The sequence below is a fragment of the Roseateles sp. NT4 genome (assembly GCF_051857475.1).
GTDB lineage: Bacteria > Pseudomonadota > Gammaproteobacteria > Burkholderiales > Burkholderiaceae_C > Pelomonas.
In genome coordinates this window covers 1,717,352-1,738,584 of record NZ_JBPZGZ010000002.1, presented here as the reverse complement: position 1 = coordinate 1,738,584, position 21,233 = coordinate 1,717,352, and the positions used below count along the sequence as shown (strand labels likewise).

Below are 21,233 nucleotides of genomic sequence, written 5' to 3'. Positions count from 1 at the left end.
GGCCAGAGGTAACGAGGCGTTAAACCTGTAGCAGCTGCGAGGGACGGAATCCACCCTATCCTCCCGGCCCATGCGACGCGTACTGATCATCGACGACCATCCCGGCGTGGGGCAGGCCCTGGAGCTGCTGCTGTCCCTGCACGACATCGAGGCCAGCGTCGCCGCCAGTCCCGAGGAAGGCCTCGCCCTGCTGGACCAGCGCGCCTACGGCCTCGTCATCCAGGACATGAACTTCACGGCCGACACCACCTCGGGCGAGGAAGGCGAGCAGTTGTTCCGCGCCATCCGCGCGCGCCGCCCGGACCTCCCCGTCATCCTGCTGACCGCATGGACGCGGCTGGACGCCGCCGTCGCCCTCGTCAAGGCCGGCGCGGCCGACTATCTCGCCAAGCCCTGGGACGACGCCAAGCTGATCGCCACCGTCGAGAACCTGCTGGAGCTCGACGAAGCTAACCGCGAAATCGCTCGGCTGCGCGAGGCCCGGCGCGAACGGCGCGCGGCGCTGGCGCGGCGCTACGACCTGGCCGGGCTGGTGTTCGGCTCCGACGCCACGGCCAATCTGCTGGAGCTGGCCGGCCAGATCGCCGCGGCGCCGGTTCCCGTGCTGATCACCGGCCCCAACGGCGCCGGCAAGGAGCGCGTCGCGGCCTTTGTGCATGCCAACTCGTCGGCCAAGGAAGGCCCCTTCGTCGCGCTGAACTGCGGCGCCCTGCCGGCCGACCTCATCGAGGCCGAGCTGTTCGGCAGCGATAGCGGCGCCTACACCGGCGCGGCCAAGGCACGCGTGGGCCGCTTCGAGGCGGCGGATGGCGGCACGCTGTTTCTGGACGAGATCGGCAACCTGCCGCTGGCCGGCCAGGTCAAGCTGCTGCGGGTGCTGGAGACCGGTCAGTTCGAACGTCTGGGCTCGAGCAAGACGCGCCAGGTCAGGGTGCGCGTGCTCAGCGCCACCAACGCCGACCTGCGCTCGATGGTGAAGTCAGGCAGCTTCCGCGAAGACCTGTTCTACCGCCTCAACCTCATCGAGCTCAAGCTGCCGCCGCTGGCCGAGCGGCGCGACGATGTGCTGCCGCTGGCCGAGCACTTCCTGGCCGGCCGCGCGCGGCTGAGCGAAGCGGCGCGCGAGGCCTTGCTGGCCCACCGCTGGCCGGGGAATGTGCGCGAGCTGAAGAACGCCGTCGAACGCGCGGCCCTGCTCTGCCAGGGCGGCGAGATCACGCCGACGCTGTTGGGCCTGGAGGAGGCCAGCGGCATTGGCGGCGGCGCCTGGCGCAACCTCGACGAACCCAGCCGCGAGACCGTTGTCGCGGCGCTGAACGCGGCCGGCGGCGTCGTCAGCCGCGCAGCCGGCCAGCTCGGCCTGTCGCGCCAGGCGCTGTACCGGCGGCTGGAACGTTATGGAATAGAACCTTGACGCCCTTGCTGTCCCTGCGCACCCGCGCCCTGCTGGCCCTCGGCGCGGCGGCAGTCGTGCCACCTCTCGTCATTCTCGGTGTGCGCCGCGCGGGGCTGGACGCCGGCATCGCACTTGCCGTGGCGGTGCTGGTGATGCTGCCGTTGGTCGGCTGGCTGGCGGCCTTCTGGCTGGCACCGCTGCTGAAGCTCACGCGCGCCCTCGAAGGCGCCGTGCTGAGCTACCGCGATGGCGACTTCAGCTTCAACCTCGCGCCGAACGGTCCGCCCGAACTGGCCGTGCTGATGCGTCTGCATGCCGAGCTGGGCCTGGCCCTGCGCGAACAGCGCCAGCATCTGGCCCAGCGCGAGCTGCTGCTGGACACCGTGGTGCAGAACACGCCCGTGGCCCTGGTGCTGACGGCGCCGAGCGAGCGCATCGCCATCGCCAACCTGGCCGCGCGCCAGCTGCTGGGCGACGGCCGCAGCCTGACCGGGCTGGACTTTCCCACCGTCATCGCCAACCTGCCCGAGACGCTGCGCGAAGCGCTGGCGGGCGACGGCGACCGGCTCTTCGCCGTGACGCTGCCCGACGGATCGGAGGAGACCTTCCACCACAGCACCCGAACGTTTCGCTTGCAAGGTCAGCCGCACCGGCTGCGGCTGCTCAGGCGCATGACACGCGAGCTGTCGCGCGCCGAGGTGGCGACGTGGAAGCGCGTCATCCGCGTGCTCAGCCATGAGTTGAACAACTCGCTCGCGCCCATCTCCTCGCTGGCCCACAGCGGCGCCGAGCTGGCGCGGCGCGGCAATACCGAACGCCTGCCCCAGGTGCTGGCCAGCATCGGCGAGCGCGCGGCGCATCTGCACGGCTTCCTGTCGGGCTATGCCAGCTTTGCCAAGCTGCCGGCACCACGCCGCGAGAGCGTCGACTGGGCCGCCTTCCTGAACCGCCTGGGCACGCTGGGCGAGTTCAACCTCGACGGCGAGGTGCCGGCGCAGCCGGGCTGGTTCGATCCAGCCCAGATCGAACAGGCCCTGCTGAACCTGATCAAGAACGCCCACGAATCGGGCAGCGACCCGGACGAGATCGCCCTCAGGCTGACCCTGGTCGGCAGCGAGCTGCGCATCGAGGTGACGGATCGCGGCCCCGGCATGAGCGAGGCCGTGCTGCACCAGGCTCTGCTGCCCTTCTATTCGACCAAGCGCTCCGAGCCCGGATCCCAGGGCGGCACGGGCCTGGGCCTGGCCCTGGTGCGCGAGATCGCCGAGGCTCACGACGGCCGCGTCGCGCTGAGCAACCGCGATGGCGGCGGCCTGCGCATCGTCATCAACCTGCCGCAGGCGAGGCCCTGCTGACGCCACGGCAATGGGCCTACATGAGGACGGTGGCGAGGGCGCTGAACGTCAGGAAGGCCAGCGCCGTCGACGCCAGGATGATGCGCGCCACGCGACCGTTGTCGGCCCCATAACGCTCCGCCAGCAGTGACACATTGCTGGCACTCGGCAGGGCCGCCGCCAGCGTCAGGGCGACAAGCTGCGGCCAGGGCAGCGGCGCGCCGAGCCAGCGCGCCGCGGCGCCCAGCGCGAAGACCAGGGCCGGATGCAGCAGCAGCTTGATGGCCGCCACCGGCAGGTAGAGGGCCGGCGGCGTCACGCGGCCGGCCTTGCGGTTGGCGCGGCCCGAGCGGCTCAGCACCGCGCCGATGGTGAACAGGGCCACCGGTGAGGCCGCATCGCCCAGCATGGCGATGACCTTGGCCAGCGGGCCTGGCAGCACCCGGCCGCTGGCGCCCAGCAGCGCACCCAGGGCAATCGACCAGGGCAGCGGGTTGGACGCCGCCGCCTTCAAAGCCTGCACGAATGCGGCGCGGCCCGCATGGCCACTGGCGCCGGCTTGGGCCAGGGCGATGCACAGCGAACTGGTCACGAAGAGGTCGGCCAGGATGGTGCTGACGACCGGCCCGCCGGCCGGGCTGCCCAGCAGCGCCACGATCAGCGGCACACCCATGAAGCCGGTGTTGGGGAAGGCGGCCACCAGCGCGCCGAAGGCGGCATCCTTCATGCCGACGCGCTCGGACAGCGTCGTCGCCACCGTGAAGAAGACGATGAGCAGGGCCGAGCTGACATAGACGCCGAGCAAGGCCGGGTTCAGCAGCTCCAGCACCGGCGTGTCGCGACCGAAGCGGAACAGCAGGCAGGGCAGCGCGAAAAACAGCACGAAGCCGTTCAGGCCCGGAATGGCGCTGTCGGGCAACAGGCCGCGCTCGGCGGCCAGCCAGCCGCACAGCACCAGGGCGAAGAAAGGAAAGGTCGTGGCGAGGACCGCAAGCATCTTGGCGCGCGAGTATCAGGGGCGTGAGCGAATGCTCGGACGGTCGCCGTTTGTAACAACGGGGGATGGCGAGCCCCCTGGGGTCACCCCTAATATGCCGCGCCATGCGCATGCCCAATCTGTCCCTGCCACCGCCAGCCGCCGCCGCGCCGCTGGACGAAGGGCAGGCCCTGGGCGTCTGGCGGCTGGAAAAGCCCCTGCCGGACGGCGAGCAGGCGCATGCCGGCCAGTGGTACAGCGCCCATCACGCCCTGGCCAAGGAGCAGAAGGCGGCCGTGCTGGTGCTGGACCGCAGCGACCAGGGCGCCGGCGTCATGCTGCGCTATGCCGACCAGGCCGGCGACCTGGGCAAGCTCCAGCATGCCCACATCGCCGTGCCCAGCGACAGCGGCGTGACGCCCGATGCCCACCCCTATCTGATCATCGAGGGCCAGCATGGCGAGCCCCTGCTGCCCCAGTTGCACAGCCTGAACCTGCGCCAGCGCGTCGAGCTGCTGGTGCAGCTCTGCGAAGCCCTGCGCTCGGCCCACCAGCAAGGCTGGCTGCTGGCCGAGATCGACCCCGCCATGATCTGGCTCGGCCCCGAAGGCGATGTGCGCCTGATGGGCCTGGGCCTGACCAAGATCCCCGATCCGACCGACCCTTTCGACCGCGGCCTCAGCCTGGGCGCCTCGGCGGCCTTCATCGCCCCCGAGCGCCGCAATGGCGAGCCGCCCAGCCTGGCCAGCGAGGTCTTCGGCCTGGGTGCCCTGGCGCGCGTGCTGGTCTGCGGCTGGGAAGACACGCCCAAGGGCCTGGCGCCGCTGCGCGGCAGTGCCGGTGACCAGTGGCCAATGATGAAGGAAGCCCAGCAGATCAAGCTGGACGCCGTGCTGCGTTCGGCCATGGCCGATTCGCCGGAGCTGCGCATGCGCGGTGCCGAAAGCCTGGCCGACGAATTGCGTGAATGGCTGGGCCTGAGCCCCTCGCGCAGCTCCGCCAGTGCCACGACCCAGGCCACGCCGGCCCGCAAGCCCGCGGCCTGGTGGAAGCGCTGGCTGTGGCTGGGCGCTGCCGCCGGCCTGGGCCTGCTGGCGATGGCGGCGGCCCGCGTCGCCGAGACGCCCGCCTCCACCGCCAGCTCGCAGAGCCAGCCGCACGGCTGACCCCGCAGTCGGGGGCACGGGGATTGTTTGGGGGTGCGCCGCATGCGGCCCTCGGCAACAATGCGACCCCCACCCCCTGGAGGTTCCCATGGCCCCTTCCCTGCGCGCGACCCTGATCGCCCTTGGCTCCGCCCTGCCCCTGGCCGTCTCGGCCGCCGGCTTCACCACCGGTGACGAAGGCTGGACCATCCCCGCGGGCAGCGGCACCCAGACCTGGCAGGCCAGTGGCGGCAACGGCGGCGGCTGGGTGCAGATCGAGGACATCGACGGCAACACCGACATCCTGTTCACCGCACCGGCAGCCTGGCTGGGCAACTGGTCGGCTTACGCGGGCGGCACGCTGTCCTTCGACGCGAAGACCGTCAACAACGCATCGGTCGACTGGTCGGGCTTCGGCGAGGTCCGCATCAGCGGCCCGGGCGGCAGCGTGGTGCTCGACCTCGCGCCCGGCGCGCCTGACGGCCAGTGGCGCCACTACAGCGCAACGCTGACGCCCGCTGCCGGCTGGGGCCCGTCGCTGGCCAGCGTGCTCGCCACCGTGACCAGCGTGACCATCAACGGTGAATTCCACGCCGGCCCGGGCGAAATCGTCGGCTTCGACAACATCCAGGTCACCGCCGTGCCTGAGCCCGCGAGCGCGGCGCTGCTGCTGGGCGGGCTGGGCCTGCTGGCCGGCCTGCGCCGCAGGCGCTGATGGCTGCCGTCGGGGCCGCCCCTGCCACCCCGGGCCTGATGGGCCTGGGCGAGCTGCAGCTCAGGCTGCCTGCCACCAAGACCCAGTGGCTGGCCCTCGTGGCCGGCGCGGCCTTCGGTCTTGTCGGCGCCGAGCTGGCTTGGCACCACCCGCTGTCGGGCCCGCTGGCGCTGGCCGCCTGGGGTGCCGTCGTGCTGCTGGCGGCCCTGTTCTGGGTCAAGACCCCGGTGCTGCTGCTGGCGCCCCTGCCGCTGGTGGGGCTGGCGCCGTGGACCGGCTGGATCAGCTTCGAGGAGATGGACCTCCTCGTCATGGCCTGCGGCTGCGGGGGTTATCTCGCCTACGCGCTGCAGCTGAACGCCCGCGACCGCGCACCGGCCTGGCGCCACGGCCTGGTCTATTCACCGGTCGTCGTCGTGCTGCTGGTGGCGCTGGCGCTGTCGGCGGCATGGAGCATCAAGCGCGGCTTCGCCGACGCCGGCGGCTTCGTCTTCGGCTGGTTCCATGGCTATCACGAGGCCATGAATTCGGTGCGAAATGCCAAGGCCATCTTCCTGGCCCTGGCCATGCTGCCGCTGTGGACGGCCGCGGCGACGGCGCGTCCGCGGGGCTTCTCGCGTGGCCTGCTGCTGGGCCTGGTGCTGGCCCTGGCCGGCGGGAGCGCGGCGGCGCTGTGGGAGCGCCTGGCCTACACCGGCCTGCTGGACTTCTCCACCGACTACCGCACGACGGCCCTGTTCTGGGAGATGCATGTCGGCGGTGCGGCCCTGGACGGTTTCCTGGTGCTGACCCTGCCTTTCGCGCTGCTGGCTCTGCTGCGCACGCGCTCGCCGTGGCGCTTCGCCGTCGGCCTGGTCGTCGCCCTGCTGGCGGCCTATGCCTGCCTGACCACCTTCTCGCGCGGTGTCTACCTGGCGCTGCCGCTGGCCCTCATCCCCATGGTCATGCTGGCCGACGCCCAGCGCCGGCGCGCAGCGGCGTCGGAGCCCGACAGCAGCCGCATCGACAGCACCCTGGGCGCCGTGGACGCGCCCTTGTCGCGCCTGGGCAAGATCGGCGCCCTGGCCATGGCCGGCGCCTTCGCGCTGGCGGCCGCCCTGGTCTTCGGCGGTGGCGGCTACCGCGGCCTGCTGGCCCTGTTCTTCGTCATGGTCATCCTGCTGACTATGCCGGCCAGCCTGTGGCTGCCGGCCTTCGGCCAGCGGCTGACGGCCGTCATCATGGGCGGCCTGCTGGCCCTGGTGCTGGGGGGCGCGAGCTGGGCCCTGTCCCTGGCCGTGCCCAAGGCGGCCTATGTGCTCAACGTCGTCGCCCTGCTGTGCTGTGCTGCGCTGCGCTGGCGCGACGAGCCCGGCCAGGTGCGGCCCATCTATGTGCTGCTGGTCTCGACCTGCTGGTTCTGGCTGCTGAGCACCATGGTCATCGTGGCCGACTACTGGGGCGGCACCTCGGGCCGGTGGACCGCCGGCGCCGCGGGCCTGGCCCTGGCCGCGCTGTGGGCGGCCATGCTGCTGGAAGGCCGGCTGTGGCCCCTGCAAGGCGCGGGCAGCACCGGCAAGGCCGGCTGGCGCAAGCGCGCCCTGCTGGTGGCCGGGCTGATGCTGGTCATGGCCATCGTCGCGGCCCTGGGCGGAGGCGGCTATCTGCGCGACCGGGTCGCCACCTGGAAGGAAGATGGCCAGACCCGCCTGACGCATTGGCGCGAAGGCCTGCGCCTGCTGCATGGCGGCCGCCAATGGCTGCTGGGCAAGGGCGCGGGGCGCTTCGTGCCGAGCAATTTCTACGACGGCCCGGTCAGCAGCCAGATCGGCGACTACCGGCTGCGCCACGACCCCACCGAGTCCTATCTGGCACTGGCCGCCGGCAAGCATCTGCTGGGACACGGCGAGCAGTTCCGCGTCAGCCAGCGCATCCCCGCGCCGGCGCCCGGCCCCGTCGCCATCACCCTGGTCCATCGCACGGCCGCCGACGCCAACCTGGTGATGCAGATCTGCGAGAAGAACCTGATCTATCCGGACAACTGCCAGAGCACCGAACCGGCGCTGAAGCCGCTGCGCGCCGAAGCGCCGGCCGAGGCCGCGTCGGCGGTGGACGCCGCCGCATCCACGCCCGCCACCGGCATGGGCGGCTGGCAGACCAGCCAGTTCAAGCTCGGCCCGGTGCCGGCCCTGGGGGGCGACTGGTGGGCGCCGCGCTTCGTGACCTTCTCGATGTCGCTGGACACGCGCGGTGCACGGGTCGACATCGCCCGCATCGCCATGCAGGACGCCCAGGGACGCCAGTTGATCGCCAATGGCGACTTCAACCGCGAGATGGCGCGCTGGTTCTTCTCCAGCGACCGCAACCACCTGCCCTGGCACATCAAGAACGCCGCCCTGCATGTGCTGTTCGAGCAAGGCCTGGTGGGCCTGGCGCTGCTGGGCGGCGCCTACCTGCTGGCCCTGATGCGGCTGTCCTTCGGCCGCGGCCGCGACCATCCGCTGGCGCCGGCCATCGTTGCGGCCCTGATCGGTTTCGGCACCGTCGGCGCCTTCGACAGCCTGCTGGACGCACCGCGCATCGGTTTCATCTTCTTCACGCTGCTGCTGCTGGGGTTGGGCCTCAGGGCCCTGCCAGGGGAAGGGGTGGCGCGAGTGGCATGATGCGCGGCCCCGCCCCGCTCCCGCCATGTCCGCAGTACCTCCATCCGGCTCACCGTCGGCCGGCCTCAACCCGGCCCAGCTCGAAGCCGTCTACCACCTGAGCGGGCCCTGCCTCGTCATCGCCGGCGCCGGCTCGGGCAAGACCAAGGTCATCACGACCAAGATCGCCCAGCTGCTGGTGTCGGGCTACCGGCCCAGCCAGATCGCGGCCATCACCTTCACGAACAAGGCGGCGCAGGAAATGCGCGAGCGCGCCAAGGCCCTGGTCGGCAAGAAGGCGGCCAAGGACCTGGCGATCTCGACCTTCCACTCCCTGGGCGTGCGCCTGCTGCGCGAGGAGGGCTCGCGCGTCGGGCTGAAGGAGCAGTTCTCCATCCTCGACAGCGACGACGTGCTCAATGTGCTGAAGGACGCCGGCGGCACGACGGACGTGAAGCAGGCGCAGCGCTGGCAATGGACCATCTCGCTGTGGAAGAACCAGGGGTTCGGACCCGCGCAGGCGGCCCAGGTGGCCCAGGACGAGGACGAGCGCTCGGCGGCCGCCGTCATGGTGCGCTACCAGGAGCGTCTCGCGGCCTACCAGGCCGTCGACTTCGACGACCTCATCACCCTGCCGCTGAAGCTGCTGACGACCGACGCCGAGGCACGCGAGAAGTGGCAGAACAAGCTGCGCTATGTGCTGGTGGACGAATACCAGGACACCAATGCCGTGCAGTACGAGCTGCTCAAGGCCCTGGTGGGCGAGCGCGGCATGTTCACGGCCGTGGGTGACGACGACCAGTCCATCTACGGCTGGCGCGGCGCCACCATCGAGAACCTGAAGCGCCTGCCGACCGACTACCCGGCGCTCAAGGTCATCCCGCTGGAGCAGAACTACCGGTCGACCGGCAGCATCCTGCGTGCCGCCAACAACGTCATCGCCGGCAACCCCAAGCTGTTCGAGAAGAAGCTGTGGAGCGAGTACGGCGACGGCGAACCCATTGCGCTGCTGGAGGCCGATGGCGAGGAGCATGAGGCCGAGCGTGCCGTCGCGCGCATCCAGCAATTGCGCGCCGACGGTCAGGGTCCGGCCTTCAAGGACTTCGCCATCCTCTACCGCGCCAACCACCAGGCGCGCGTCTTCGAGCAGGCCCTGCGTCGCGCCCAGATCCCCTACAAGGTATCGGGCGGCCAGAGCTTCTTCGACAAGGCCGAGATCAAGGACCTGTGCGCCTGGCTGCGCCTGCTGGTGAACCAGGACGACGACCCCGCCTTCCTGCGCGCCGTCACCACCCCCAAGCGCGGCATTGGCCACACGACGCTGGGGGCACTGGGCAGCTTCTCGGCGCAGTGGAAATGCAGCATGTTCGAGGCCCTGTTCTCCGAGAGCCTGGCCACCGCCGTCACGGCCCGGGCCCTGGCCCAGTTGCACGAGTTCGGCCGCTATGTGAACGAGCTGCAATACAAGGCCAGACACACCGAAGGCCACACGGCCGCCCACGCCATGTTGATGGAGTGGCTCAAGGACATCGCCTACGAAGCCCACCTCATCGACAACGAGGAGAACGAGAAGGTGGCCCAGGCGCGCTGGGGCAATGTGCTGGACTTCGTCGACTGGATTGCCAAGCGCTGCGGCGGCCAGCACAGCGAGGAAGACGGCGTCAGCTTCACCGAACCCAAGCAGAGCGTGCTGGACGTGGCCCAGACCATCTCCGTCATCCTGTCGCTGGCCGAACGCGGCGAGGAGCAGGACCAGGTGACACTCACCACCCTGCACGCCTCCAAGGGCCTGGAATGGCCCCATGTCGTGCTGGCCGGCGTCAACGAAGGCCTGCTGCCCTTCAAGCGGGATGAAGAAGAGATGACAGCCGAGGCGCTGCAAGAAGAGCGGCGGCTGATGTATGTCGGCATCACCCGCGCCCGCACGACGCTGGCCGTGTCGACGTTGCGCCGACGCAAGAAAGGCCGCGACACCGTTGTGGGCATTCCCAGCCGCTTCCTGGCGGAAATGAAGCTCAATGAAGGCAGCACCCGGGAGGATCCCCGGGAAAAGCTCAAGCGCATGCGCGAAGAGCTGGCCGCCAAGGCAGCCGCCCGGGCGTCCTCAGCAAGTCAAGGATAGGGCGCTCATTCGCGGGGGGACCCCTCAAGCGCGTGAAGTCTTCACAACGCCGCCACGCTAGGCTGCGAACAATGCGTTCCAGTCCTTCTTTCCGGTGAGTTGCACATGAAAGCCCTGGTCCTTGCTGCTGCCCTCGCTGCCCTGAGTTCGTCGACGCCCGCCGGCGCCAAACGTGACTCGCATCAGCCCGTTGTCGACACGACGACGGCTGCCGTCATCGCCGACGCCAGCCGCCTGGGCTCGGCCAGCCTGACCTCGCTGAACGGCAACGCTCACTGGACCCCGGCCAGCCACAAGGCCGAGTCGGAATTCGATGGCCTGGCCACGCAGGTCGACACGGGCACCCTGCTCATCGGCCTGGGTGTGGTCGCGCTGGCACTCGCACGCCCCATCAGCCGCGCCCTGCGCCGCCAGGAACAGCAACGCCGCGCCACGGCGCTGGCCAGCGCCCTGGCCCACACGCCGCGGTAAAGCTGCCCCTCGCTCAGTCACGCCCTACTGAACGTAGGCGTGCCTGATCGGTCTTGCAGACCGCGCTGCAGCAGTGCTGCAGCTCTTCGGCAGGCACGGCGCGCCCACTGGGCGCACCATGTCCGGCCTCAGCCCCCGAGGGGACGGCGATGCTTGCGGCATCGAGCCGCAAGCACATCGCCAAGCGGGCCGGCTCGGTGAACTGGAGTCGGACACAAGCAGTCCCTGCGGACTGCTTGTGCCTACGCAAGGCCATGGGCCTCTGGCCCATGGCAGGCCCAGCGCTCGGCCCGAATACCTCAGCCCACAACAAACGTTTTCGGTGACTTGTTTCACGAGCTGCCCGTCGCCGCACACCGGTCTGAGGGGGGTGTTTTCACGGGTGTGAACTCTGCACCCGGCGGCGGAGCGGGCAGGCCGAAGAATCGCGGCCAGTCAAACACAAGACCCTGCCCGCCCATGAAACGTGTCGCCGCCCTGCTCGCCTCGATCGCCCTCAGCGCCGCTGCCCTGGCCGCTCCCGTGCCGGCCGGCAACCTGCTGGTCAACGGCAGCTTCGAGAGCACCGTCGTCGGCAACGGCAGCTGGGTCAACGTCGCCACCACGCCGGGTTGGACCTGGCTGGCCGGCCCCGGCACCGGTTTCGAGATCCGCAACAACATCGCGGGCCAGGCCCAGGACGGCGCCAACTACCTCGAGCTGGACACCAACGGCAACACCACCATCGGCCAGTACCTGAACAACCTCAGCGCCGGCGCCCGCTACGAGCTGAGCTTCTGGTATTCGCCGCGCGAGTTCCAGGACGCCTCGACCAATGGCATGCAGGCCTTCTGGAACGGCGTGCAGCTCGGCGCCACGCTGAGCGGCCTGGGTGGCAGCGGCAACCAGTGGGCCGAGGTCAAGTTCAGCGTGACGGCCCAGGCCGGCACCAATCTGCTGAGCTTCGCGTCCGTCGGCACCAGCGACAGCCTGGGTGGCAACCTCGACAACGTGCGCCTGAACAGCGTTCCCGAGCCGAGCAGCCTGGCCCTGACCTTTGCAGCTCTCGCCGGCTGCCTGCTGCTGCCGCGCTCGCTGCGCAAGCAGGCCGAAGCCCGCCGCGCCACGGCCCTGGCTGCTGCGCTGGCCGCGCCCGTCCCGACACGCCGTTAAGCAGTCAGCACGCCGGGCCTCCCCGGCGCCACAGCAAAACGCCCGGTCGTGCTGATGCCACTATCGGGCTTCAACGCATCCTCCAGCGACCGCACCGAGGCCTGCAGCCCTTCGCGCGCATCCAGCGTGAACGCCATATAGCCGCGCTGGTCGTTGCGCGCGTAATGCTGATGCGGGTTCACCGCCCGCAGCGCATCCAGGTTGTGCTTGCCGGCCCAGCTGGTGATGGAGCTGCCGCAGAACTCACTGGCCACGACCGGTGAGTCCGCGTCGTCGAAGTCCGCCTTCAGGTCGGCCACGACATGGCTGTGCACATCGCCGCCCAGCACGACGACATTGGGCACCTGGCGCTCGCGCACCACGCCCAGCAGCCGGTTGCGCGCGGGGGCATAGCCGTCCCAGCCATCGGTCCAGTAGGTGGGTTCCTTGGTACTCCAGTTCATGCGCGCCATCAGCGTCTGCTGGGCGACCAGATTCCACCGCCCCGGCGTCACATCCCAGCCCTCGGCCAGCCAGCGCTCCTGGGCCGCACCGAGCAGCGTCCGTTTCGGATCGAGCAGTTCCGGGCACTCGCGCAGCGGCAGCGTGTTGCTGCCGTATTGGCCGGCCTTGGTGCACAGCTGCGGGTCGCGGTACTGGCGGTCGTCCAGCGCGTGGATGACGGCCAGCCGCCCCCAGGCATGGCGGCCGTGCATGCGCATGTCCACGCCGCGCGGGCGCCAGGCCTTGGGCAGGGGCTGGTGCTCCCAGTAGGCCTGGTAGGCCGCGGTGCGGCGGGCCGGGAAGTCCTGGGCGATCTTCTCGCCGCGCAGGCCGGCGTAGTCGTTCTCGACCTCGTGGTCGTCCCAGACGAACAGCCAGGGCACGGCGGCATGCATGGCCTGCAGGGCCGGGTCGGACTTGTACTGCGCATACCGCGCACGGTAATGGGCCAGCGTCACCGTGGCGCCGCCTTCGTGGGCGCGCACGCGGCCCGGCGCGGCGCCGTATTCGTAGATGTAGTCGCCCAGGAACATGACGAGGTCCAGTTCCTCGGCCAGCATGTGGCGCCAGGCCGCGAAGAAGCCGTGGTCCCAGCGCTGGCAGCTGGCGATGGCAAAGCGCAACGGCTCCGTCGCGTCGGCCGCCGGCGTGGTTCGGGTGCGGCCCACGGTGCTGCGCTGGCCCAGGGCCTCGAAGCGGTACCAGTACCAGCGCCCGGGCTTCAGCCCGGCAGGCTCGGCGTGCACGCTGTGGCCCCAGCCCGCTTCGGCCGTCTCGGTGCCCGCGGCCACACGCTGCCTGAAGGCCTCGTCCTCGGCCACTTCCCAGCGCACCTCGACGCGCTCCGGCAGGTCGGTGCCGGTCAGTCGGGTCCACAGCACCATGCCGTCGGCGGTCGGGTGACCGGAGGCGATGCCGAGAGCGAAGCGTGGTGCGACGTCGGCACGGGCGTGGCTCAGGAATCCAGGCGCCAGGCCGGCGGCCAGTGACAGTTGCAGCAGGTGGCGGCGTGAGGTGTCCATCGCCGCATTCTGGCGCTGCCAGATGGCGATCAGATGGCCAACGGATCGACGTCGACAGCCCAGCGCAATACCGCCTTGTGTTCGCGCTTCAGCGCAATCAGCGCCGGCACCCAGGCACGCAGAAAGGCCTGCAGCCGCACACGCTGCGTGGCCTCCACCAGCATCTGCATGCGCTCCACATCGGCCACGCGGGCGACCGCATGCGGCACCGGCGGGTAGACCAGCACCTCAGCGTCGTGCAGCAGCTCCGCGGCCGCGTCTAGGAAGGCCTTGGCGGCCTCGGCCGTGCGTGCCTCGGCGCGCAGCAGAGCCAGGTGGGCGAAGGGGGGCAGGCTGGCGGAGCGGCGCTCGGCCAGTTGGTCGCCGGCAAAGCGCACATAGTCGTGGCGCGCCAGGGCCTGGTAGAGGGCATGGTCGCGGTGCCAGGTCTGCACCCACATCTCGGCCGGCGTCTCGCCTGTGGCGTCGCGGCCAGCGCGGCCGCCGGCCTGCATCAGCAGCGCGAACAGGCGCTCGGGCGCGCGGAAGTCGCTGCTGAACAGGGCGCCGTCCGGGTTCACGGCCGCGACGAAGCGGATGCGCCGGAAGTCGTGGCCCTTGGTGATCATCTGCGTGCCGACGAGGATGTCGACCTCGCCGTCATGCACGGCCTGCAGCTGGGCCTCCAGCTCGCCCTTGCGGCGCGTCGAGTCGGCGTCGATGCGCAGCACGCGCGCCCCCGGCAGGGCTTCCGTCAGCTGCTCTTCCAGCTTCTCGGTGCCACGGCCGATGGGGGCGATGTCGTGATTGCCGCAGTTGGGGCAGGCTCGCGGCACGCGCTCGGTGAAGCCGCAGTGGTGGCAGCGCAGGGTGCGGTCGCGCTTGTGGAAGACGCGCCAGGCGCTGCAATGCGGGCAGTCGCTCTTCCACTGGCATTCGCCGCAATGCAGCACCGGTGCATAGCCGCGGCGGTTCAGGAAGACCAGGCTCTGCTCGCCGCGGTCCAGGCGCGCCTTCAGTTCGGCCAGCAGCGGCGCGGTCAGCGCCGTCGTCACGCCCGCCGTCGCCGGCAAGGCCTTCATGTCGAAGAGCTTCACGCGAGGCAAGGCGCCGCCGCCGATGCGGGCCGCCAGCGTCAGCCGCTCATAACGCCCGGATTCGGCGTGCTGCCAGCTTTCCAGCGACGGCGTGGCCGACCCCAGCACGACGGGGATGCGCCGATCGTGCGCACGCCAGATCGCCAGGTCGCGCGCCGAATAGCGGGCGCCGTCCTGCTGCTTGTAGGAAGGGTCGTGCTCCTCGTCGACGACGATGAGGCCGAGGTCGGGCAGGGAGGCAAACACCGCCAGCCGCGTGCCCAGCACCAGGCGGGCGCGGCCGAGGTGGGCGGCCAGCCAGTTCTGCAGGCGCTGGGCCGGCGTCAAGGCGCTGTGCAGGGAGACGATGGCCAGCGGCTCTGGCAGCAGTGCCGCGAAGCGCTCGGTGAAGCGGGCCTCGAGTTGCGGCGTCAGGTTGATCTCGGGCACCAGCACCAGCACCTGGCGGCCGGCCGCCAGCGCGGCCTCGGCGGCGCGCAGATAGACCTCGGTCTTGCCGCTGCCGGTCACGCCGAACAGCAGCACCGGCTTGCGCTCGCCGCCGTCGATCTGGGCCGCGATGCGTTCGACCGCGTGGGCCTGCTCAGGCGCCAGTTCGGGCTTGACCGGCTCGGGCACGGCGACGGCCTTGGCCGTCTTGCGCTCCAGCTTGCGCAGGCGGGCGGCGAGTTGCTCGGGCGACAGTTCGCGCAGTTGCGGCGGCAGCACGGCGCTGGCCAGCTCGCCGACGCTGCGCTGGTAATAACCGGCGGCGAAATCCAGCAGCCGGCACCAGTCCTCGCCCAGCGGTTGCAGCGCGTCGAAAACGGCCGCCACGGGCTTCAGCGCCAAGCCCTGGGCCGGTTCCGCCTCGCCCGGCCAGACGATGCCCAACAACTCACGTTTGCCGAGCGGCACCCTCACCAAAGTGCCCGATGCGAGCGCCTGCTCACTGGCGTAATCAAGCGGGCCATTCAGGCCACTGTGTTGGGGCGCGTCGACGGCGACACGCACCGTGGGGGAGCCCGCGATTTCAGCCACGCGCAGCTCCGCGCTTCTTGTGAAGCAGTGGCTCAGCAGTTGGCTGCAAGTGCATGATTCGTAAGGGCTCTTGGGTTGCCCACAATTTCTGTGGATAAGTTTGTGAGCAATTCAGCCGCCGAGGACCGATAGAAGGCAAATGCGCATCGCCTCGCCCCAAATTCGTTCATCAGGGTGTTTTGTGTGCCGCCTTGAAAATCAAGCACTTAGCACAGATTCGGGAAAACTCTTAGGTGCGCCGCACCAAGCGCGATCCGGCGCCCCCGCCCCCCAATTTTTGGGGATAAGTCAGCTTGCAAGTACAGATTTGACGGCCCTGTCAGGCCGCCGAACGCAGGCGGCGCGAGTGCTGGTGCACCTCGTCCACCAAGACCTGCACGCTCTCGGGCGGCGTGAACTGGCTGATGCCGTGGCCGAGGTTGAAGATGTGCCCCTGGCCGGCCGCGGGCTTGCCGAAACTGTCCAGCACGGCGCGAGCCTGGGCGCGCACGGCTTCGGGTGGCGCGAACAGCACATTGGGGTCGAGATTGCCCTGCAGCGCCACGCGGTCGCCCACACGCGCACGGGCGCTGGCGAGGTTCATGGTCCAGTCCAGGCCCACGACGTCGGCCCCGGCCGCGGCGATCTCGTCCAGCCACAGGCCACCGCCCTTGGTGAACAGGATGCGCGGGATGCGCACACCCTCGTGCTCGGTCTTCACGGCGCTGAGCACCCGGCGCGAATAGTCCAGGCTGAACTGCTGGAAGGCGCCATCGGCGAGCACACCGCCCCAGGAGTCGAACAGCATGACGGCCTGGGCACCGGCCTCGATCTGGGCGTTCAGATAGGCCGCCACCGAGCGCGCGTTGATGTCCAGGATGCGGTGCATCAGGTCGGGGCGGGCGTACATCAGGCTCTTGACGAGGCGGTAGTCGTCGGAGCCGCCGCCTTCGACCATGTAGCAGGCCAGGGTCCAGGGGCTGCCCGAGAAGCCGATCAGCGGCACGCGGCCGTTCAGGGCCTTGCGGATGGACGTGACCGCGTCAAAGACATAGCGCAGCTTGTCCATGTCGGGCACTTCCAGCGCCGCGACGGCCGCCTCGTCGCGCACTTGCCTTGCGAACTTCGGGCCCTCGCCCTGCTGGAAGGACAGGCCCAGGCCCATCGCGTCAGGCACGGTCAGGATGTCGCTGAACAGGATGGCCGCGTCGAGCGGGAAGCGCTCCAACGGCTGCAGCGTCACCTCGGTGGCGTAGTCGCGGTTGGTGGCCAGGCCCATGAAGCTGCCGGCCTTCTCGCGCGTGGCGCGGTACTCGGGCAGGTAGCGGCCAGCCTGGCGCATCAGCCAGATGGGGGTGTGCTGGGTGGGCTGGCGCAGGCAAGCGCGCAGGAAGGTGTCGTTTTGAAGCGGGGCAAACATATGCCCCGGATTATCGAGGTCGGAGCAACTCGAGGCTTTGCCGACCCACCCAGCTTTCACCGGCCGGCAATTCGATGGGCCTGCCGATGCAGGCAGCTTCGACGCACAGCATCTCCGACCAGCCCTCGGGCGGCATGTCGGGCAACTGGGCGCAACGCTCGGGGCCGGGGTTCCAGACCACCGTGTCGTCGAAACCCTGGTGGCGGAAAGCCACCTGGCGGCGGTCTTCGGCCACCAGCAGCGGTCTCTCCTTGACGCCGAAGTAGACGCGGTCGAGGTCGAGCACGCCGTTCTCGCCGGTCAGCAGCAGGTCCATGCGCTGCAGGGCGTCGGCCTTCTTGATGTTGTCCCAGTAGCGCAGGCCAGCCAGGCCCTCGACGCTGACGGCGTCCAGGTCGGCCACGCGCAGATAGGTGTGCAGCGCGGTGGTGAACTGCAATGGCGCGTCGCCCAGGTTCTCGCAGGCGAGTTCGATGTCCAGCGTCCGGCCGCCGATGCGCACGCTCAGCTCCAGCTCGAAGGCATGCGGCCACAGGGCTCGCGTCGCATCGCTGTCGCGCAGTCGCATGACGGCCAGCGCATCGTCCTTGCCCTGCTGCTGCTGCACCAGCTCCCATGGCAGGGTGCGCGCAAAGCCATGTTTGGGCAGGGAGCCGCGGTCGGAGAACTGCGGGAAGCACACCGGCACGCCGCCACGGATGGCCTTGCCGGGCGCGAATTCGCTGCGCGGCGACAGATAGAGCTGCTCGGGCGCCCCGGCGGGTTTCCAGGACAGCAGATGGCCGCCATGCAGGCTGAGTTTCGCGCTGGCGCCGTCGGGGCTTTGCAGGGTGATGCTGGAGGATTCGGTGCTCATGGAACGGACAGGTGCGCGGCGATCAACGCTCTATCATCGCCGACTTGTTTTTCCGGGCGCCCAGCGGCGCCCTTTCCGAGCCGCGATGAGCACTGCCAGCGCCCCCTCTCCCAAGAAACTGGCCTTTGTGCCGGAAACCCGTTTCGGCCTGTGGTTCCTGTCCACGGCGACCTGGCGGGTGCATGTGCTGGGCCGCGCCCTCAGCGACCTGCAGCGCATGGCGCCGGACGCGCCGCGTGGCGGCGTCATGCTCGACATCGGCACTGGCCAGGGCCACTCCCTGCCCGAGATGGCCGCGCGCTTCGCACCGACCCAGATCCATGCGCTGGACCCCGAGCCCGACTTCGAGGCCCGCTGCGCCGCGATGGTGAAGGCCTGCCCGGTGCCCGTCACCCTGCACGCCGCCCACGCCGAGCGCATCCCGCTGCCCGACAACTCGGTGGACATGGTGCTCTGCCACCAGACCCTGCACCACATCGTCGACCAGCACGCAGCCCTGGCCGAGGTCTACCGCGTGCTGAAGCCGGGTGGCCTGCTGCTGCTGGCCGAGAGCACCCGCGCCTACATCTACAGCTGGATCATCCGGCTGCTGTTCCGCCACCCCATGCATGTGCAGCGCACGGCCGAGGAATACCTGGGCCTGCTGCGCGAGACCGGCTTCGAGCTGCGCGAGGACCGCATCAGCACGCCCTATCTGTGGTGGAGCCGCAGCGACCTGGGTGCGCGCGAGTGGCTGGGCTTCGGCCTGCCGAAAAACCGCGAAGAAACCTTGTTGAACGCGGTGGCGAGGAAGCCCGCCTGACGCCTCAGTCCAGCGGCGGCTCGGGCAGGATCCAGGCCAGCAGCGAGGTCCAGAAGCCCGGGATGCGGACCTGCACGCTCGGGTCCGTCAGCGCACGCGCCTGCGCAGCGGCCTCCACCGATTCGGCGGAGTCGTAGAAGGGCGGATCGGCCAGCGTCAGCCCGGCCTTGTGAGCGCCATCGACGAGGATCTGCAGATATTCGTTGATGTGGCTGCCGGTGAAGGGGTTGGCATCGTGGAAGGTCACCACCACCGGCCGCACGCCGCCCACCACGGGCAGGTCGTTCACATGACGGCGCAGCACGCGCATCTGGTGCTCGAGATGGGAGCGCCGGCGCAGGCTGGCGTTGGGCCAGGGGATCTTGCCGTCGTTGGCCGACAGGTCGGTCATGACCAGGTTCAGGCCATGGCGCTGATAGGCCGCGAAGGTGCGCGCGTCATAGGCCCAATGCGGCGGACGCACCAGCACCGGCGCCCGGCCGGCCAGCTCGACATGCGCCGCCAGGCCCTGGCTCAGGCTGCCTTCGAGCACCTCGTCGTTGAGCCGGGTGTGGCTGGTGTGGCCAGGCGTGGCGGTATGGAAGCCCAGCGCGTGACCCTCTTGCAGCGTGCGGCGCATCAGCTCACGGCCCAGCGCTGTGGCGCCGCCATTGGACGCGCCCGTCTGCACGAAGAACACCGCCTTGATGCCGGGCTGGATGGCGTTGCGCGCCAGGCCATCGAGGATCTGCACCGTCGGGTTGTCGCCTTCGCGGGCGCTGGGGCCGTCGTCGAAGCTCAACAGCAGGCGGATGGGCACGGGCGCGCTGATCGACACATGCTCGCCCAGCGGAGAGGGATCGGCCGCCGCCCCTGTCACCGCGAACCATGCCAGGCCCGCCACCATCCACCATGAGCGCCATTGCCGCGCCATCACATCTCCATCCAACTTCTCGGGCCGCGCAGTTTAGAGGTCGACCGTCCGGGTCAGACAGCGCCGCCACACTGCATTCGTGGGACCCTCGATGGTGCCCGGCAACAGGGGATTGCAGGCCACGGCCAATACGAGATTGCCCAACTGCGTCACGGCCACGTCGCCTTGAGCGCCGTCGTCATCGAATTCCAGCCCGCGCATCAGCGCGAAATCCAGGCCCCGCTCGCGGGCCTTGAGCCAGGCTTCCTTGATCGTCCAGGCCTGCAGAAAAGCCGTGGCACGCGCCTCTTCCGGCAAGGCGGCCAGCGCGGCCTGCTGCGCCGGGCTGTGCAGGGTCTCGGCCAGCGCGAGGTGGTCGCGCGGCCGGGTCAGGCTTTCCACGTCGACGCCGACGGGCACGCCGGCAGCCGCGCAGGCGACGTGGCCGGCGCTGTGGCTGATCGACACGAACACATCGCCGCGACCGACAACATGGCAGGCGCCGCTGTCGGCCACGTCCAGCGCGGACAGCTCATCGGATCCCAGCCACTGCTGCACCGCCAGGCGCGCCAGCCAGCGGCCTGCCAGGAAGGTGCCGCGTCGGGCCTCGGTACCCAGCGCCTGCAGGCGGGCTTGCTCGGAGGCCGTCAGCCAGGCTTCAGGCGCCGGCATGCCGGCGCGCAGTTCGGGCTCGGCAGCCAGCAGGCAGCGCAGCGTCACCGCGGCACCCGCCTGCTCGGTCGAATCAATCTGCGACCTTGGCGTAGGTGCCGCGCAGCGCCACGCCAACGACAAAGGCGCCCGCGTGGCATTCGAAGTCGGTCGTGCTCTTGTACTCGACCTTCTTGTAGTAGCTGACGATGTCGATGACGGCGTTGGCACCCTCGCGCTTGGCGCTGTTCTGCAGACTGACCAGCGCGCTCAGCGCCGCCCACTTGCAGCCGAACTCATCGCTCTTGTTGAAGCCGTTCGTCTTGGGGTTGCTCGTGTCGGTGCTGAAGCGCTTGATGACCTTGGGCGTGGGTTGGCCGGCCAGCAGGAACCGCATCTGGGGGTCGAGCTTGTCCTGGGCCTCGGGCATGGCCAGCACGTCGGCCAACGGGATGTACAGCACCGTGTCGCGCGCGAAAGCGGGCAGGGACAGCAGCGAAGCGGCGGCCAGGGCCACGAGACGAGATTTCATGAACGAGCTCCTTGAGCGGGGGTTGTCAGACTTCAGTGTCATTGCGGCGCGGAGGCCGACGAACCGGCGGCCGCCGGCGTCTGAGGCACGGCGCCCTGCGCCATGGCCTCCGGGCTCTTGTTGGTGGTCAGGATGGTCTCCATGCGGACACCGCCCATGGCCTCGCAGGATTTGCGGGGTGGCTCGCTCCAGCGGATGGCCTTGCCCGTGACGACGGGACGCACCAGGCGCCAGGGCCAGAAGCCGAAACGCTGCGAGCTGTTGTAGTCGACGATGGCGTCGGCCTTCTGTGCCAGGGCCTGTTCCACCAGCCTGGGCAGCAGTTCCTTCACGCCGCCATAGGACTCCTTGGCCACCTTCAGGTCCCCGACGCGCTGATGCGGCATGTCCGACGGCGCGCCGTTGTCGAAGACGCAGAGGTCGCGGCCCTCCTGCGACAGGCTGGCGGCAATCTTGCGCCCGGCGGCGAGTTCCTGTTCGGGCGTGGTGCCGGCCTGCGCCGCAGCGCTTGCCAGCATCCATGCAACCATCAACACGTGCTGCTTCATCGGGTGCCCTCCCAGGCCTG

Annotated in this window: 18 protein-coding genes; 9 read left to right on the top strand and 9 right to left on the bottom strand. The window is 69.9% G+C overall.

Annotation, left to right across the window (positions count from 1 at the left end):
* Nucleotides 1-70 precede the first annotated feature (70 nt).
* On the top strand, nt 71-1,414 hold the full coding sequence (locus ACS5PN_RS17775) for a sigma-54-dependent transcriptional regulator (protein WP_439465308.1): 1,344 nt from the start codon (nt 71-73) through the stop codon (nt 1,412-1,414).
* A complete protein-coding gene (locus tag ACS5PN_RS17770) occupies nt 1,411-2,751 on the top strand; it encodes a sensor histidine kinase (RefSeq protein WP_439465307.1) in 1,341 nt (446 codons plus the stop codon). Before ACS5PN_RS17775 ends, ACS5PN_RS17770 begins: the two co-directional genes overlap by 4 nt.
* A gap of 16 nt (nt 2,752-2,767) precedes the next feature.
* On the opposite strand, the gene ACS5PN_RS17765 is transcribed toward ACS5PN_RS17770, so the two are convergent.
* Entirely contained in the window at nt 2,768-3,727 is a 960-nt protein-coding gene (locus ACS5PN_RS17765; RefSeq protein ID WP_439465306.1) for an AEC family transporter, read from the bottom strand.
* Between the two features lie 104 nt (nt 3,728-3,831).
* Between ACS5PN_RS17765 and ACS5PN_RS17760 the strand changes: the two genes are divergently transcribed.
* From ACS5PN_RS17760 to ACS5PN_RS17735, 6 genes are all read left to right on the top strand, one after another.
* Complete coding sequence (locus ACS5PN_RS17760) at nt 3,832-4,872, top strand: hypothetical protein (RefSeq protein WP_439465305.1); 1,041 nt, start codon at nt 3,832-3,834, stop codon at nt 4,870-4,872.
* An 88-nt stretch (nt 4,873-4,960) separates the two neighbouring features.
* Nucleotides 4,961-5,566 carry a PEP-CTERM sorting domain-containing protein gene (locus tag ACS5PN_RS17755; protein ID WP_439465304.1) on the top strand — a complete coding sequence of 202 codons (606 nt, stop codon included), beginning with the start codon at nt 4,961-4,963 and terminating at the stop codon, nt 5,564-5,566.
* Nucleotides 5,566-8,208 (top strand): hypothetical protein, encoded by a 2,643-nt coding sequence (locus tag ACS5PN_RS17750; RefSeq protein WP_439465303.1) that lies wholly within the window; start codon nt 5,566-5,568, stop codon nt 8,206-8,208. Before ACS5PN_RS17755 ends, ACS5PN_RS17750 begins: the two co-directional genes overlap by 1 nt.
* A 25-nt stretch (nt 8,209-8,233) precedes the next feature.
* On the top strand, nt 8,234-10,309 hold the full coding sequence (locus ACS5PN_RS17745; RefSeq protein ID WP_439465302.1) for a UvrD-helicase domain-containing protein: 2,076 nt from the start codon (nt 8,234-8,236) through the stop codon (nt 10,307-10,309).
* Nucleotides 10,310-10,414: 105 nt separating this feature from the next.
* Complete coding sequence (locus tag ACS5PN_RS17740) at nt 10,415-10,780, top strand: hypothetical protein (RefSeq protein ID WP_439465301.1); 366 nt, start codon at nt 10,415-10,417, stop codon at nt 10,778-10,780.
* Nucleotides 10,781-11,239: 459 nt separating this feature from the next.
* Nucleotides 11,240-11,932 (top strand): PEP-CTERM sorting domain-containing protein, encoded by a 693-nt coding sequence (locus ACS5PN_RS17735; RefSeq protein WP_439465300.1) that lies wholly within the window; start codon nt 11,240-11,242, stop codon nt 11,930-11,932.
* Here the strand turns inward: ACS5PN_RS17735 and ACS5PN_RS17730 are convergent.
* From ACS5PN_RS17730 to ACS5PN_RS17715, 4 genes are all read right to left on the bottom strand, one after another.
* Complete coding sequence (locus ACS5PN_RS17730) at nt 11,929-13,437, bottom strand: alkaline phosphatase D family protein (protein WP_439465299.1); 1,509 nt, start codon at nt 13,435-13,437, stop codon at nt 11,929-11,931. The two genes, ACS5PN_RS17735 and ACS5PN_RS17730, sit on opposite strands and share 4 nt — an antisense overlap.
* Nucleotides 13,438-13,466: 29 nt before the next feature.
* Complete coding sequence (locus ACS5PN_RS17725) at nt 13,467-15,533, bottom strand: primosomal protein N' (protein WP_439465298.1); 2,067 nt, start codon at nt 15,531-15,533, stop codon at nt 13,467-13,469.
* Between the two features lie 319 nt (nt 15,534-15,852).
* Nucleotides 15,853-16,932, bottom strand: coding sequence for a uroporphyrinogen decarboxylase (gene hemE / locus ACS5PN_RS17720; protein WP_439465297.1), 1,080 nt, complete (start codon nt 16,930-16,932; stop codon nt 15,853-15,855).
* A gap of 10 nt (nt 16,933-16,942) precedes the next feature.
* Entirely contained in the window at nt 16,943-17,788 is an 846-nt protein-coding gene (locus tag ACS5PN_RS17715; RefSeq protein WP_439465296.1) for a D-hexose-6-phosphate mutarotase, read from the bottom strand.
* A gap of 85 nt (nt 17,789-17,873) precedes the next feature.
* On the opposite strand from ACS5PN_RS17715, the gene ACS5PN_RS17710 reads away from it, so the two are divergent.
* Nucleotides 17,874-18,590, top strand: a complete 717-nt coding sequence (locus ACS5PN_RS17710; protein ID WP_439465295.1) for a class I SAM-dependent methyltransferase — start codon at nt 17,874-17,876, stop codon at nt 18,588-18,590.
* A gap of 4 nt (nt 18,591-18,594) precedes the next feature.
* Here ACS5PN_RS17710 and ACS5PN_RS17705 read toward each other — a convergent pair whose 3' ends face one another.
* The 4 genes from ACS5PN_RS17705 to ACS5PN_RS17690 are packed head-to-tail and all read right to left on the bottom strand — an operon-like array spanning nt 18,595 to nt 21,213.
* Nucleotides 18,595-19,503: a polysaccharide deacetylase family protein gene (locus ACS5PN_RS17705; protein WP_439465294.1), complete on the bottom strand. Its 909-nt coding sequence runs from the start codon at nt 19,501-19,503 to the stop codon at nt 18,595-18,597.
* Between the two features lie 33 nt (nt 19,504-19,536).
* Nucleotides 19,537-20,202, bottom strand: a complete 666-nt coding sequence (locus tag ACS5PN_RS17700; RefSeq protein WP_439465293.1) for a 4'-phosphopantetheinyl transferase family protein — start codon at nt 20,200-20,202, stop codon at nt 19,537-19,539.
* Nucleotides 20,203-20,227: 25 nt separating this feature from the next.
* Nucleotides 20,228-20,665, bottom strand: a complete 438-nt coding sequence (locus tag ACS5PN_RS17695; RefSeq protein WP_439465292.1) for an excinuclease ATPase subunit — start codon at nt 20,663-20,665, stop codon at nt 20,228-20,230.
* A gap of 38 nt (nt 20,666-20,703) precedes the next feature.
* Nucleotides 20,704-21,213, bottom strand: a complete 510-nt coding sequence (locus tag ACS5PN_RS17690) for a hypothetical protein (protein ID WP_439465291.1) — start codon at nt 21,211-21,213, stop codon at nt 20,704-20,706.
* Nucleotides 21,214-21,233 lie beyond the last annotated feature (20 nt).